This is a genomic window from Pseudomonas sp. TE3728 (assembly GCF_056279145.1).
This window is the reverse complement of the sequence record NZ_JBWBQT010000001.1, coordinates 1,742,325-1,756,147: the sequence shown is the minus strand read 5'-3', so window position 1 is coordinate 1,756,147 and position 13,823 is coordinate 1,742,325. Positions and strand designations below refer to the sequence as shown.

The 13,823-nt window shown below is 58.4% G+C and carries 10 protein-coding genes and 1 pseudogene; 6 read left to right on the top strand and 5 right to left on the bottom strand.

What is annotated here, in order from left to right; translation table 11 throughout:
• Nucleotide 1: 1 nt before the first annotated feature.
• Both ACZ89R_RS07320 and ACZ89R_RS07315 read right to left on the bottom strand, forming a co-directional pair.
• On the bottom strand, nucleotides 2–733 hold the full coding sequence (locus ACZ89R_RS07320; RefSeq protein WP_429546199.1) for a winged helix-turn-helix domain-containing protein: 732 nt from the start codon (nucleotides 731–733) through the stop codon (nucleotides 2–4).
• Between the two features lie 571 nt (nucleotides 734–1,304).
• A pseudogene (locus tag ACZ89R_RS07315) lies at nucleotides 1,305–1,449 on the bottom strand (VOC family protein); the annotation flags it as partial.
• A 246-nt stretch (nucleotides 1,450–1,695) separates the two neighbouring features.
• Here ACZ89R_RS07315 and ACZ89R_RS07310 point away from each other — a divergent pair.
• On the top strand, nucleotides 1,696–3,507 hold the full coding sequence (locus ACZ89R_RS07310) for an ABC transporter ATP-binding protein (protein ID WP_429385116.1): 1,812 nt from the start codon (nucleotides 1,696–1,698) through the stop codon (nucleotides 3,505–3,507).
• 90 nt (nucleotides 3,508–3,597) lie between these two features.
• Here the strand turns inward: ACZ89R_RS07310 and ACZ89R_RS07305 are convergent, their stop codons facing one another.
• On the bottom strand, nucleotides 3,598–4,320 hold the full coding sequence (locus tag ACZ89R_RS07305; RefSeq protein WP_429385118.1) for a pirin family protein: 723 nt from the start codon (nucleotides 4,318–4,320) through the stop codon (nucleotides 3,598–3,600).
• 216 nt (nucleotides 4,321–4,536) lie between these two features.
• On the opposite strand from ACZ89R_RS07305, the gene ACZ89R_RS07300 reads away from it, so the two are divergent.
• Entirely contained in the window at nucleotides 4,537–5,487 is a 951-nt protein-coding gene (locus ACZ89R_RS07300; RefSeq protein ID WP_429546200.1) for a GlxA family transcriptional regulator, read from the top strand.
• 182 nt (nucleotides 5,488–5,669) lie between these two features.
• Nucleotides 5,670–7,148, top strand: a complete 1,479-nt coding sequence (locus ACZ89R_RS07295; RefSeq protein WP_429546201.1) for an ATP-binding protein — start codon at nucleotides 5,670–5,672, stop codon at nucleotides 7,146–7,148.
• Here the strand turns inward: ACZ89R_RS07295 and ACZ89R_RS07290 are convergent.
• Nucleotides 7,113–9,917 carry an ATP-binding protein gene (locus ACZ89R_RS07290; RefSeq protein WP_429546202.1) on the bottom strand — a complete coding sequence of 935 codons (2,805 nt, stop codon included), beginning with the start codon at nucleotides 9,915–9,917 and terminating at the stop codon, nucleotides 7,113–7,115. The genes ACZ89R_RS07295 and ACZ89R_RS07290 overlap by 36 nt on opposite strands.
• A gap of 323 nt (nucleotides 9,918–10,240) precedes the next feature.
• On the opposite strand from ACZ89R_RS07290, the gene ACZ89R_RS07285 reads away from it, so the two are divergent.
• On the top strand, nucleotides 10,241–10,816 hold the full coding sequence (locus ACZ89R_RS07285) for a flavodoxin family protein (RefSeq protein ID WP_123497653.1): 576 nt from the start codon (nucleotides 10,241–10,243) through the stop codon (nucleotides 10,814–10,816).
• 34 nt (nucleotides 10,817–10,850) lie between these two features.
• Nucleotides 10,851–11,675, top strand: a complete 825-nt coding sequence (locus ACZ89R_RS07280) for an alpha/beta fold hydrolase (protein WP_192343413.1) — start codon at nucleotides 10,851–10,853, stop codon at nucleotides 11,673–11,675.
• 102 nt (nucleotides 11,676–11,777) lie between these two features.
• On the opposite strand, the gene ACZ89R_RS07275 is transcribed toward ACZ89R_RS07280, so the two are convergent.
• On the bottom strand, nucleotides 11,778–12,242 hold the full coding sequence (locus ACZ89R_RS07275; protein ID WP_429546203.1) for a helix-turn-helix domain-containing protein: 465 nt from the start codon (nucleotides 12,240–12,242) through the stop codon (nucleotides 11,778–11,780).
• A gap of 229 nt (nucleotides 12,243–12,471) precedes the next feature.
• On the opposite strand from ACZ89R_RS07275, the gene ACZ89R_RS07270 reads away from it, so the two are divergent.
• Complete coding sequence (locus ACZ89R_RS07270) at nucleotides 12,472–13,395, top strand: LysR family transcriptional regulator (RefSeq protein ID WP_429546204.1); 924 nt, start codon at nucleotides 12,472–12,474, stop codon at nucleotides 13,393–13,395.
• Nucleotides 13,396–13,823 lie beyond the last annotated feature (428 nt).

The following is a 13,823-nucleotide window of genomic DNA, read 5'->3' as shown; positions in this document are numbered from 1 at the left end:
TTTAAGAGTGAAAATTTGTTTGATTGACGGAGACGACCCCTCGAAGTAGTCGATAACCATAACCACGTACACTGTGAATGATGTTAATGCCAAAGTGTTTTTTGATTTTATTTCGAAGCCGGCTTATGGATTTCTCCAAGACGCGTGAGTCGTAGAGTTTTATATTCAAGCCCATGGACTCGGCCATGCAATCATGGTGCAGGATATTGCCTTCTGCGTTGATAAGCGCATCCAGGGCTTTCATTTCCTGATAGGCCAGATCCAGTTTGTATTCATCGTTGTATAAGTGCAGGCATGTTTGGTCCAGGGTCAACTTTATACTCGGCTGCCATTCAGGAGTTTCGAGCAACTCTGAGAGTAACCTGGCCTTTTCTTCCTGATCGTTAGGTACATTGATACAGTGATTGGCTCCGGCCAGATAACATTCAATTTTAGCGTGCGGAGATCGATAGTTGATTGCCACGATAATGGCCAGTTCTGTCGGGTTCGTACGTAACTTTTTGATCAGCGCCAGGCAGTCATTAAGTATGGAGGGGCTTTCAATATCGATCAGTACGGTATCGAGTGTTTGCGTTTCGATATCCATGCTTGGCGGGTTTGGATAATCTAATATATAAACATGTGTGAGATTAGGTACAAATAGTTGGCGAAGTTTCTCTGTCGAGCGCCAAGTGCGCCCAATAGCGAGAATACCCCTCTGGCTATTTTCGATTTTGCTCTCAGTACTCATCATGTAAATTACTCATATGTGCTGGCGTTGCAATCTTAATACACAAAATACTGACGTTATCTGACTTTTTATAACATTTCCCGTCTTGAACACACGTCACTCCATGCTCAGTAGTTTTAGCTGATTCAATGACATAGGCAAATGCCGAGGCTCAAGCCCATTGGTGTTTGTGATATCGGGCTTAGTTGGTGGGCCCCTTTCAGTCGGACTAGGCTCTTTAGGTTGACTTTTCTATGAGCAATACAGATGCGATGGCTAATTGCCCATCTGGCTGCAGAACGAAGCACAACTGAGGAGTCTTGCGTATGAACTGTGCGGATGTCCGCATTTTTGAAAATTGGAGTTGATTTATAAGGATATTCCACGGTGTTCTAGGGTGATGTAGGTGCACGTTGGGATGGCGATCAGTACAGCGACCGCCTCTTTTTAGGGCGAATGACTATATTAATTGAGGTTTTTGGCATTATATTCGTAATATTAATGTCGAAGGGGTAATTTGTCAGCGGATAGTTATTCTGTTTGGCTATTGAAAAAATCCAAAAGTTGATATTAAAGCGCCATTAAATTTTATGTACTAACCGGGGGGAGCCCGATCCTTTTTGCAATTAACCATCCACGCAACGCCAAACCGATCGACCAGCATTCCGAAACGGACCGCCCAGAACGTCGCCTCCAGCGGCAGCAAAAAACCGTTCTGCCTCCACCACACTGTCGACATTTCGTAAAAGCGGCCTCGCAGTCGCCGTTGAAGATCAGGCGGTTATTGAGAGGGGGACGTTCAGGTTCGTGCTCGAATGCCGGTGGGCATTGACTCCAGATAGCAAAGCGCTAAAACCTGGCGAGCGGTGGTATTTTTCAGGTGTTTTCCTATGGGCCAAGCGAGGCTTATCGCCTTGTGATGGCTTGTTTCACGTACTGTAGAACCGCCGCGCTTCTCTGACATCTGCCAGCGAGTCCATCGTCCTATGCCCGTCCTGACCCGCTTCGCCTCTTTGCTCGATCAGGCGAGACGTGCCTTGTTGCTGGTCTGGGGAACGTCCCGCGGGCTGTTTCTGGGATTGGTGCTGGCAACTCTGGTTGCCGGTGTGCTGCCGGCGCTGGCGGCCTGGTTGGGGCAGCGGATTGTTGATGCTGTAGTCACGGCCATGCAATTGCACGCCCAACAGGGCAGTGCGCCATTATGGCCGGTTGTGCGGTATGTGCTGTTTGAAGCAGGCGTGCTTGCGTTGCTGTCCGGGACACAGCGTGCATTGTCGGTTCAGCAATCGCTGTTGCGGGTGCAGTTGGGGCAGAAGGTCAACACGATGATTCTGGAAAAAGCCCAGACGTTATCGTTGGTGCAGTTCGAGAATTCCGAGTTTTACGACAAGCTGGTACGGGTGCGACGCGAGGCATCGACCCGGCCGCTGGCGCTGGTAATGAAGTCGCTGGGGCTGATCCAGAACCTGATCGTGTTGATCAGTTTCGGTGTGTTACTGGTGCATTTTTCGCCGTGGGCGTTGGTGCTGCTGGTGGTTGGGGCGTTGCCGGTGTTCTTTGCCGAAGCGCATTTTTCCGGGGATGCCTTTCGCCTGTTCACGCGCCGGGCGCCGGAGAGTCGGCAGCAGAATTACATCGAGACGCTGCTCTCCCATGAGGGCTACATCAAAGAGGTGAAACTGTTCGGCTTCGCGCCGCTGCTGTTGCAGCGTTATCGGGACACATTTGCGCGTCTCTACGCCGAAGACCGGCGCCTGACATTGCGTCGTGATGGCTGGGGATTTGTACTGGGACTGCTGGGCACAGCTGCATTTTATCTGGCCTACGCCTGGGTCGTGGTCGATACCGTTCACGGCAATATCACCCTTGGGCAAATGACCATGTACCTGGTGCTGTTCAAGCAGGGGCAGGCCGCCGTGAGCAGCAGTTTGAGCGCGATCAGTGGTCTTTACGAGGATGGCCTTTACCTGTCGAGCCTCTACGAGTATTTGGCCGAACCGGTTATTGCCGATAGCGGAAGCCTTACCGTGGGCGCGGTGCCCGGCGACGGTTTGCGTTTCGAGAACGTCGGTTTCCGTTATCCGGGAGCGAGCCGCGCCGCTTTGCAGGGTATCGATCTGCACCTGATGCCTGGACACAGCGTTGCCCTGGTGGGGGAAAACGGCTCGGGCAAAACCACGCTGATCAAGTTGCTGACTCGGCTGTATCGCCCCGATCAGGGCCGTATTTTGCTGGATGGCAGCGATTTGCAGTCCTGGGACGAAGAAGCGCTGAGACGACGCATCGGCGTGATCTTCCAGGATTACATTCGCTACCAGTTCTCCGTGGGCGAGAATATCGGCGTGGGCGATACCTTGGCGTTCAACGATGAAACGCGCTGGCAGCAAGCGGCCGCCGAGGGCATGGCCGCGCCCTTCATCGAGCGCCTGGATCGCGGCTACGCGACGCAGTTGGGCCGGTGGTTTGCCGGTGGGCAGGAATTGTCCGGTGGGCAATGGCAAAAAATCGCCTTGTCTCGCGCTTACATGCGCCGCGACGCCGATATCCTGATTCTGGATGAGCCGACCTCTGCCCTGGACCCGGCGGCGGAAGCGGCAGTGTTCGAGCATTTCAGTCAACACACCGAAGGCCGCATGACGTTGCTGATTTCTCATCGGTTCTCCAGCGTGCGCAATGCCGATCACATCATCGTGCTGGACCAGGGCTCGATCCTTGAGCGAGGCGATCACGACAGCCTGGTCGAGGCGGGCGGGCGGTATGCGCAGTTGTTCAACGTGCAGGCTCGTGGTTACCGATAGCGCGTCAATCCCCTGTGGGAGCGGGATTTGCGCCATCCCGCGGCCCGTTTTTTTTGTGCCTGGTGATACGGACTAATGTGGCGAGGGGCTTCATGGCATCTGCGGCAATTCCTGAGGCCGCAAATCAAACACCAACACCTCGGCATCCACGCCGTTGCTCAAGCTCAGCACCTGTTCTTCCCGAACCCGCACACCATCGCCTTCCTGCAACTGCACGCCGTTCAACTCGACACTGCCGCGCGCCACATGCACATAGGCGTAACGATCGGCGGCCAGTTCCAGGGTGGCGCTTTCCTTGCCGTCGATCAGGCCGGCATATACCCGCGCATCCTGGCGAACTTTCAGCGAACCGTTGGCGCCGTCCGGGGAGATGATCAGTTGCAAGCGCCCGCGTTTTTTCTGCGTGCTGAAGTGCTCTTGCTGGTAACGCGGTTTGGCGCCGCTAACCTCTGGCACGATCCAGATTTGCAGGAAGTGCACCGGTTTGTTCGTCGAATGGTTGAACTCGCTGTGAGCCACGCCGCTGCCAGCGCTCATCAATTGCACATCACCGGGACGGATCACCGAACCGGTGCCTAAGGTGTCCTTGTGTTCCAGGGCACCTTCGAGCACATAGGAAAAAATCTCCATGTCGCGGTGAGGGTGCTGGCCAAAGCCTTTGCCAGCCGCCACACGGTCGTCGTTGATCACCAGCAGGTCTGAAAAACCCTGCTCCCGAGGGTTGCGGTAGTTGGCGAAGGAGAAGGTATGGAACGACTTCAACCAACCGTGATTGGCCGCGCCGCGATCCGAAGCTTTACGAAGGGTCAGCATGATGAAATCTCCTGTCAGGACGTGAACTCGTCCGAGTGAGGAGAAGGTTAATGTTTACCGTTTGGTGCAATAAGTAGATGAAAATTGAAATACTGTCTCTTTCAAGTTGACAGTATTTGGTGCTGGTTCACGTATCCTTGTTGGTACATTTGGCCATAATGCTCAGCACTGCTGACGCTATTTTCCTTCTTCTCTGATATCAGTGATGTCCAATCCATGAAAACCGTGGCAATGGTGCTGTTCCCCGACTTTCTTCTGCTCGACATGGCCGGTCCCATGGAAGTGTTTTCCATCGCCAATCGCTATCTGGAACCGGCGGACCGTTACGAGCTGTCGACCATCGGCACCGAGCCGGGCGCGCTGCGAGCTTCAAACGGCGTTAACGTTCAGGCCGATTTGCACATCGATCAGGCGAACGAGCGCTATGACTTGTTGCTGGTGCCGGGCGGGCCGGGAGCCTACAACGAAAAACATCCGTCATTGCTCGCCTGGCTTCAGGGCGCTGTCACCCGGGCGAACCGTTATGGGTCGATCTGCACCGGCGCATTCGTGCTCGGGCATGCCGGGCTGCTGGACGGTTATCGCGTGACCACTCACTGGCATTACACCGAACGTCTGATCAAAGGCTTCCCCAAGGCCACCGTCGAGACCGATCAGATTTACGTACAAGACCGCAATCTCATCACCTCTGGCGGTGTCACCGCTGGCATCGACCTGGCGCTCGCGGTGGTTGCCGAAGACCATGGCAAGAAGGTCGCCCAGGACGTCGCCAAGGTGTTGTTGGTGGTAATGAAACGCCAGGGCGGGCAGGCGCAGTTCAGCCCGTTGATGGCGGCAGTGGCACCCCATGAAACGCCGATCACCCGGGTGCAGAACCATGTGCTCGAACACCTCGATGAAGCGTTCAGCATCGAACGCATGGCCAGCCTGGTGAACATGAGTGCGCGGCACTTCGCCCGGGTTTTCGCCCGGGAAGTGAGCATGACGCCCATGGAGTTTCTGCAAAGTGCGCGCATCGATTGTGCCAGGAACCTGCTGGAAACCAGCGACCTGCCGCTGAAGACCGTGGCCTATAAAAGTGGCTTCGGCAGCGTGCGGCATATGCGCTTTCTGTTCAGTGAAAAGCTCGGCCTGACCCCCACTCAATACCGCGAACAGTTCAGTTAGGGGGCGTTGTCCGTCAAGCGCACCGTGATGGCCGTGATGCTCCTCCCGTGGCCGTTGTACCGTCACCCATGCCTGCCAAGATACCCCTGAACTCTTTGCCATGGAGATGCGGGAGCCTGGATGGACGGGTGCGATGGATTTTGCAGTACCTTGAGCCGGGCCAGGTTTGCGCATGAACGTGCATGAACAGCCTCAGCAATATAAACAGCGATGCGGTGCTGCGGTTCGGGCCCTACGCGTTCCACCTGCATCAGCGACTGATCCTGGACGGTGATCGAGCGCTGCGCATGGGCGGGCGGGCCCTGGATATTTTGCAGGTGCTGCTCGAGCGCGCCGGTTCAGTGGTGAGTAAGGATGCCCTGATCGCGCATGTCTGGCCGACCTCGGTGGTCGAGGAAATCAACCTGCGTGTGCATATCGCCGCCCTGCGTCGGGCCCTTGGCGATGGTCAGAACGGCCAGCGTTACATCGTCAATATTCCCCAGCGCGGCTACAGCTTCATCGCCCCGGTACAACGCGACGGGATAGGCTCGCAGGTGCCGGTCGAGACGGAACACAAGCCTCAGCACAACCTGCCTGCGCGGCTCACACCGGTGACCGGTCGCGACTCGATCGTCGGCAGTGTGGCCCGGCAGTTGCCGGTTCGACGTCTCATGACTTTGATTGGTCCCGCCGGCATTGGCAAAACTACCGTGGCGCTGCGCGTGGCCGAGTTGCTGTTGCAGCACTATCAGGACGGTGTCTGGAGGGTTGATCTGGCGGCCATCGATGACCCGGGGCAACTCGTCGAGCATCTGTCGCGCACGCTGGAACCGGACGTCGGCGGGGCGGCGCTGGAGCAGCGGCATGCCTTGGTGGTGCTCGACAATTGCGATCACCTGCTCGAATGCTGTCGGGCAGTGGTAGACAATCTGTTGGCCTCGGCGCCACGGCTGTCGATCCTGGCCACCAGCCGCGAACCCCTGCGAGCGGCGGGAGAAACGCTGCTGCATATACCGGCCCTGGCGGTGCCGCCGGCCTCAGCGATATACAACGTGGCCGAGGCCATGGGTTATTCGGCGGTGCAGCTGTTGGTCAGCCGCGCCCGAGCCCGTCAGCAAGGGTTTGCCCTGCGCCAACAGGACCTCAAGGCTGTGCGCGAAATCTGTCGGCGCCTGGATGGCCTGCCCCTGGCCATTGAACTGGCGGCGGCGCAGATCGATGCGTTGGCGTTGGTGGGGTTGCAAGCGCAACTGGGTAACTGTTTTCAACTGCTGACACAGGGGCGGCGCACTGCCGTGCCACGGCATCAGAGCCTGAAAGCCGCACTGGACTGGAGCTATGAACAGCTAAGCCCGTTGGAGCAAACCGTGCTGCAGCGGCTGGCGGTGTTCAAAATGGCGTTCACCCTGGACGCGGCAATTGGCGTGATCAGTGGCGCGGTGCTGTTGCCTGCCAGTCTGGTTAAAGGGGTGGAAAGCCTGGCGCGCAAATCGCTGCTCTCGGTGGAGCAGAGCAGCGGCGTGACGCGTTACCGTTTCCTCAACACCACCCGCGCCTATGCCCTGGAAAAACTCGACGACAGTGGCTACTTGCGCGCCTGTGAACTGCGTTATGAGGGCTACATCAGCCGGGCACGCTGGACATCAGCCGGGCAGGTGTCGCTGCAGCTCGTCGAGTAGCCGACGGACTTTCGTCAAGTCCGGTGTGGCAAAGCCTTCGGTGAAGCGCTGGTAAATCGGCGCCAACAGCTCATAGGCTTGCTGAAAGTGACCCTGACGCTGCCATAGTTGGGCCAATGAGGTGGCGCTACGCAGTTCCCAGGCCAGCGCTCCCTGGGTTTTTGCCACGGCTAAAGCTTTGAACAGCACCGCCTCAGCCGCACTGACCCCGGTCGGGCAATCCTCGGTCAGCAACGCGTCGGCCCGGGCTCGCAGAATTTCCGCCGTGCTCCAGCCCGTCGTACCGTTTTCGGCTCGTTCCAGCAATGCGTCATCGATGAAACGACTGTCCAGCGTGACCATGATTTCCTTGATCAACCCGGTGTTAGCTCGCGATGACGAGGGCGCATCGGCCCCCCCGATCACATGCGCGTAATGTTTGGCCCACGTGTAGAACAGCAGCACCGAGTGTTTCTTCGCCTGCTCAAGCAGCAGGCTCAGGAGCTCGCGGGCGACCGGGGTGTCGCCGTTGTAGTGAGCGATCAGGCAACCGGCCAGCGCCAGGGTGTAGCAGATGGACGTGCCATGATTGATCTGCATCGCAATGTCGAGTGCTTGTCGTGCGGTACGCCAGGCTTTTTCCGGGTGCCCTTGTATCCAGAGAATGCGTGCCAGAATCGTCAGGGCTGCGACGCTCTGGTCGTACTGCACGCCAAAGCCGTGGGTGAAGCGGTTGAGGTGACCGCTCTGGGCCAGGCGCTGAATGACCTGCTCGGCATTCTCCCGCGCCAGAGCCTGATCGCCGGCAAAGTGCAGCGCCAGAACCCGCAAGCGTTGGGTGCTGAGGGCCAACACCGCATCACCGTGCAGCCCCAACCGCTCAAATTGTCGGCTCTGCTCCAGGGCCTGTTGGTAGTGGCCGCAACTAAGATCAACCGCCAAGTGCCCGGAAATCGCTTTCAGCTGACCAGCCACATCGTTGCAGTGTTCGGCCAAGTGTTTGGCGCTGACGAACGCTTCGACGGCTTCGTCGCTGCTGCCCAGGGTGTGGTAGCAGGAACTGCCGAGGGCAAGCTTGAGGGTAATGGTCACATGCGGGCAGGGCTGATGCGTCGCTTCGAGCAATGCCAAAGCCTTGCGTACATACACGCCGTGCTCCTTGAGCAGCGACAGTTCCTGCCAGAGCGGCGTCGAGGTCGCGGCGAGGCGGATCGCCAAGGCCTGCGGCCCTTGAGCATTCAAGCCCCAATCAAGTGCAGAACGGATGTCTTCCAGGTTGCGGGCGTAACGCTCGGTCCAGCGATCGCTCGAGATCTGCTCCCAGTCGTCCCGGGCTTGCTGCATCAAGGCCAGGCAGCGTTCGGCGTGGCGCTCGCGGGTGTCCGGCAATTCCTGGGCCTGGGCGAGTTTTTCCAGTGCATAGCCACGTGTGGTGTCGAGCAGCCGGTAGAACACTTCTTCGTCGCCGACTTCCACGTTCAATAATGACTTGGCGACCAATTGGGTGATCGAGGCCAATACCACGCCGGGTTCGAGGTGTTCACCGACGATCACGGCGGCCGCCGACTCCAGGGTGAAGGCGCCCCGAAAAATACCCAGTCGACGCAGGCAGATTTGCTCGCAGGCATTGAGCAGTTCGAAGCTCCAGTCCAGCGTCGCGCGCAGCGTCTGATGGCGGCCCAAGGTCGTTTGGCAGCCTTGGGTGAGCAGGCGAAAGTTGCCTTGCAGCTGCAACAGCAACCCACTCAAACCCAGGCTGCCCACTTGCGCTGCCGCCAGTTCGATGGCCAGCGGTATGCCGTCCAGACGCCGGCAGATTTCAATGGCCAGCGGCAGTTCGGCTTCGCTCAGTTCGAAACTGTCGTGGCTGGCCATCGCCCGTTCGACAAACAATTGCAGCGCCGAAAACGTCAGGGCCTGGGCGCGGTCGAGCACGGCGATGGGCGGTGGGCAGTCCAGCGATTCCAGGCGCTGCACGAACTCGCCTTCGGCCCGCAGGCTCTCGCGGCTGGTGGCCAGAATGTGCACTTGGGGCGCCGCGCGCAGGATGCTTTCACTGAGCAACGCAATGGCATCGATCAAGTGTTCGCAATTGTCGATGACCAGCAGCATCTGCCGTTCGCGCAGGAACGTGGCGAGACCGCTCATGGGTTCGGCGTCGTGCAAGGATAAATCCAGCAGCGTTGCCAAGTGCGTAGTGATCATCAAAGGGTCGTTGATCGGTGCCAGGTCCAGCAGGCGAATGCCGTCTCGGTAGCGGCCGATCAATTGCTCGGCGACGCGCAGCGCCACCGTGGTCTTGCCGATTCCGCCGGGGCCCACGAGGGTGATGAAACGCTGCCGCGTCAATTGCGTTATCACGCTGTCGACCAGAGCCTGACGACCAATCATGCGGGTCCGACGGATTGGCAGGTTATGCCGGCTTGATCCATTTTCGGCGCTTTTCGGGCTTTGCTCGATGTGCTCCACAGAGAACGGCGCGACAAAACTGTAGCCGCGCTGAGCAACGGTGATGATGTAGCGCTGGCCGGCCTGACCATCACCGAGGGCCTTGCGCAGCGCAGCCATGTGCACCCGCAGGTTGATGTCTTCCACCACGCTTTTGGGCCAGACCCGGGCGATCAGTTGCTGCTTGCTCACCACCTGCCCGGCGTGTTCCAGCAGGATCAACAGAATGTCCATGGCCCGCCGACCCAGGCGCAAGGGCTGGTCGGCCTCCATCACCAGGCGTTGTCCGGGGTAAATCCGGTAAGGGCCGAAATGGATGGCCTGTTCGGGAGAAAGGGTCAACGGGTCACTCCTGCTTGCATCCGTCTATCGCACGGTATCGGGGCATATTCCTCAGGTTTTTTCGGCAGTGCAATGCTCTGTCGTGCACCTCGTCGGTGTGTGCATCGGCTGCTGGATTCCCGTCAGCGCTTGTCGATCCCGTATTTATTGGGGGCGGTGTTGGCCGGGTGCGTGGGCGCCCCGTTGAAAATTAACAACGTTTAACTCGTCGTGTGTCCGGTCTACGCTCAAAAATCCATCCCTTCAAGTTCAACCGAAGGCACCGGCCTTCTTGCAACAAAAAGCGTGCCGCAAAAAGGATGAACCCTTCTGGAGGAGCCGGAATGAGCAACGTGGTGGTTGTCTATCACAGTGGCTACGGGCACACCCGGGTCATGGCCGAGGCCGTGGGCCAGGGTGTGGAACGGCACCTGGGCAGCACCTGTCGGCTGATTCCGGTCGAAGAAGTGGACGATCACTGGGAACGCTTACACCGCGCCGATGCAATCATCTTTGGCGCCCCGACCTACATGGGCAGTGCTTCGGCAGCCTTCAAGGGCTTCATGGACGCTACCGCCTCGTTCTACCTGGCCCAGCCCTGGCGCGACAAACTTGCCGCCGGCTTCACCAACTCAGGCTGCCTGTGCGGCGACAAGCTCAACACCTTGCAGCAGATGGCAGTGTTCGCCGCCCAGCACTCGATGATCTGGGTCGGCCTCGACCTGCTGCCGGCGCGCAGCAGCATTGGCCTGTTCGATGGGCAGTTGAATCGGCTCGGCAGTTCGCTGGGAGCCATGGCCCAATCGAACGTCGAACAGTCCCCCGACCTTGCACCGCCGCCCGAAGACCGCCGCACTGCCGCGCATTTGGGCGAACGGGTGGCACGCCTGGCTGAACGAATGGTCCGCACCTCTTATTAACCGCCACAAAAACCATGCATGAGGAGACATCACCATGAGCACCTTTACCACCCGAGACGGCACCGAGATTTACTACAAGGATTGGGGCACCGGTCAGCCAATCGTCTTCAGCCACGGTTGGCCATTGAACGCTGACAGCTGGGAGTCGCAGATGATCTTCCTGGCTTCGAAAGGTTACCGGGTCATTGCCCATGATCGCCGTGGTCACGGTCGTTCGAGCCAGCCGTGGTTCGGCAATGAGATGGACTCTTACGCTGATGACCTGGCGCAGCTGATCGAGCATCTGGACCTGCAAAACGCCGTGCTGTTCGGCTTCTCCACCGGCGGTGGCGAAGTGGCGCGCTACATTGGTCGCCACGGCACTGGACGCGTGGCCAAGGCAGGGCTGATTTCCTCGGTGCCGCCGTTGATGCTCAAGACCGAAGCCAACCCTGGCGGCTTGCCGCTGGAAGTGTTCGACGGTATTCGTCAGGCGTCCCTGGCCGACCGTTCGCAGCTGTACAAGGATCTGGCCAGCGGTCCGTTCTTTGGTTTCAATCGCCCGGGTGCCAAGCCGTCCCAAGGCATGATCGACTGGTTCTGGCTGCAGGGCATGATGTCCGGCCACAAGAACGCGTATGACTGCATCAAGGCGTTCTCCGAAACCGACTTTACCGAAGACCTGAAGAAGTTCGACGTGCCGACCCTGGTGGTGCATGGCGACGACGACCAGGTCGTGCCGATCGAAGCCGCCGGTATCGCTGCGGCAAAACTGGTCAAGGGCTCCATCTTGAAGGTCTACCCGGGAGCACCCCACGGCCTGACCGATACCCACAAGGATCAACTCAACGAAGATCTGCTGGCGTTCATCAAGGGCTGATCAAGATCAAAAGATCGCAGGCTGCGCCAGCGTCTGCATGGCTATGGCTGCGATCTTTGCTGTTCGCATTCAAGATCAAAAGATCGCAGCCTTCGGCAGCTCCTACGCGGTTTTGTGGACCCCTGTAGGAGCTGCCGAAGGCTGCGATCTTTTGCTGTTGAGAGAGGGAAGAGAACGCACAGTTCGACAGCGCCAGGCAAACGGTGAAACGCCTTCGCTGCGGGTGAAAATATGGGAAAAATGCGCCTGATCGCAGAAGCCGCATTCCAGGCTGATTTGCGTCAGGGTCAGGTCGGTGTTCTGGATCAGCTGCTTGGCCCGGGCGATGCGTTGCCGGCGAATCCAGTCTTGCGGCGAGAGACCGGTGCTGCATTTGAACGCACGGGAAAAATGACTGCGTGACAGAGCGCACGCCCGTGCCAGTTCTGTCACTTCCAGGGTTTCATCGAGATGGTCGAGGATCAACTGCTTGGCCAGGGTTTCACGCCAGGGGCTGAGTCCGCCCGTGGTTTTTTTTTGTGTTTGAGTGGCTGACGCGCTGACCGCGTTCTGCTGGAAGTGAGCCATGACAAATGTCCGTGTCGGTGGAAGCGCGCTGGTGCACTGCACGGTGGGTCAGCACGTTCCCTTTTCTGAAAAAAACAGGTCTGCGCAGAGGGTTTCATTCTTGGTCGTGGGGGCTTTGACTTGCGAGTTAAACGTTGTTAATTCCTCGATCCGGACGGGCGGTCTCAAGTAAAGTCAGATGCGCTCGTCAACCTTCGTGCCTGGCCGAAAACACCATGGGATTGTGCTTATGAACCGTAACGATCTGCGCCGCGTCGACATGAACCTGCTGGTGATTTTCGAAGCCCTGATGTTCGAAAAAAACCTGACCCGGGTCGCCGAAAAACTCTTCATGGGCCAACCCGCGGTGAGCGCTGCGCTGGGGCGGTTGCGTGATTTGTTCGACGATCCGTTGTTGCTGCGCAACGGTCGCGGAATGGAGCCGACCGCACGGGCGCTGGCGATTCTCAAGGAACTGCAACCGGCGATGGACACCATCTCGGGGGCGGTCAGCCGCGCCAAGGAGTTCGACCCAACGACCAGCTGCGACGTGTTTCGCATCGGGCTGTCGGACGATGCCGAGTTCGGACTCTTTCCTCCGTTGTTGCGCAAACTGCAAGAAGAAGCGCCGGGGATTGTGGTCGTGGTGCGCCGCGCCAATTATCTGCTGATGCCGGCGTTGCTCGCGTCTGGCGAGATTTCGGTGGGGGTGAGTTACACCACCGACCTGCCGGCCAATGCCAAGCGCAAACGCCTGCGCGACATTCCCTGCAAAGTGCTGCGCGGTGACGACCGTCCAGGGCCGCTGACCCTCGACGAATATTGCGCACGGCCGCACGCGATGGTGTCGTTCTCCGGTGATCTGAGCGGCAACATCGATATGGATCTGGCCAAGGTCGGCCGCTCTCGCCGCGTTGTATTGGGCGTGCCGCAATTCAGTGGCTTGCGGGCGTTGTTGGCCGGTACCGAGATGATTGCCACGGTGCCGGATTACGCTGCGTGTGCGCTGGTCGAGGGATGTACCTTGCGCGCCGAAGATCCGCCGTTTCCTATCGACGCCGCGCAGTTGTCGATGGCGTGGAGCGGGGTGCATGACAACGATCCTGCCGAAAAATGGCTGCGCTCACGGATCAGTCAGTTCATGTCCGAGCCCCTGAACATACCGGCCTCGTAGGCGCTGCCGAAGGCTGCGATCTTTTGATCCTGATGGCCGACCCGATTTTGCGGATATACCCGATCCCCTGTGAGAGCGAGCCTGCTCGCGATGACGGAGTGTCAGACAACATCATTGTTGACTGGAAGGCCGCCATCGCGAGCAGGCTCGCTCCCACAGGGGAATGTGTGTTGATTCGAGGGATGTGTTTAATAGTGTTTAGCGTTACTTCCTGAAAGCTACAGATCCTTGCGCCGTTGCCTACGACTGCGCCAGAATCCGCCGGCTTGTGTGCTTTGGGCCTGGTCTTTATCGTTTCCGCATCGCTGCCAATCAGCGATCGGGTTTAGCGACTCGGACTATTCAAAGTGCATCAGTGCTCCAGACTTCATTGCCGACTTTTGACGTCTGCAATTGCGTTATGGTGGCTGTATGCGGGAGACCCTTGG

Bases quoted from the DNA above. Each gene is read 5' to 3' on its own strand.
- ACZ89R_RS07320 (WP_429546199.1), bottom strand. From the start codon at position 733: ATGATGAGTACTGAGAGCAAAATCGAAAATAGCCAGAGGGGTATTCTC.
- ACZ89R_RS07310 (WP_429385116.1), top strand. From the start codon at position 1,696: ATGCCCGTCCTGACCCGCTTCGCCTCTTTGCTCGATCAGGCGAGACGT.
- ACZ89R_RS07275 (WP_429546203.1), bottom strand. From the start codon at position 12,242: ATGGCTCACTTCCAGCAGAACGCGGTCAGCGCGTCAGCCACTCAAACA.
- ACZ89R_RS07295 (WP_429546201.1), top strand. From the start codon at position 5,670: ATGAACAGCCTCAGCAATATAAACAGCGATGCGGTGCTGCGGTTCGGG.
- ACZ89R_RS07305 (WP_429385118.1), bottom strand. From the start codon at position 4,320: ATGCTGACCCTTCGTAAAGCTTCGGATCGCGGCGCGGCCAATCACGGT.
- ACZ89R_RS07285 (WP_123497653.1), top strand. From the start codon at position 10,241: ATGAGCAACGTGGTGGTTGTCTATCACAGTGGCTACGGGCACACCCGG.
- ACZ89R_RS07300 (WP_429546200.1), top strand. From the start codon at position 4,537: ATGAAAACCGTGGCAATGGTGCTGTTCCCCGACTTTCTTCTGCTCGAC.
- ACZ89R_RS07280 (WP_192343413.1), top strand. From the start codon at position 10,851: ATGAGCACCTTTACCACCCGAGACGGCACCGAGATTTACTACAAGGAT.
- ACZ89R_RS07270 (WP_429546204.1), top strand. From the start codon at position 12,472: ATGAACCGTAACGATCTGCGCCGCGTCGACATGAACCTGCTGGTGATT.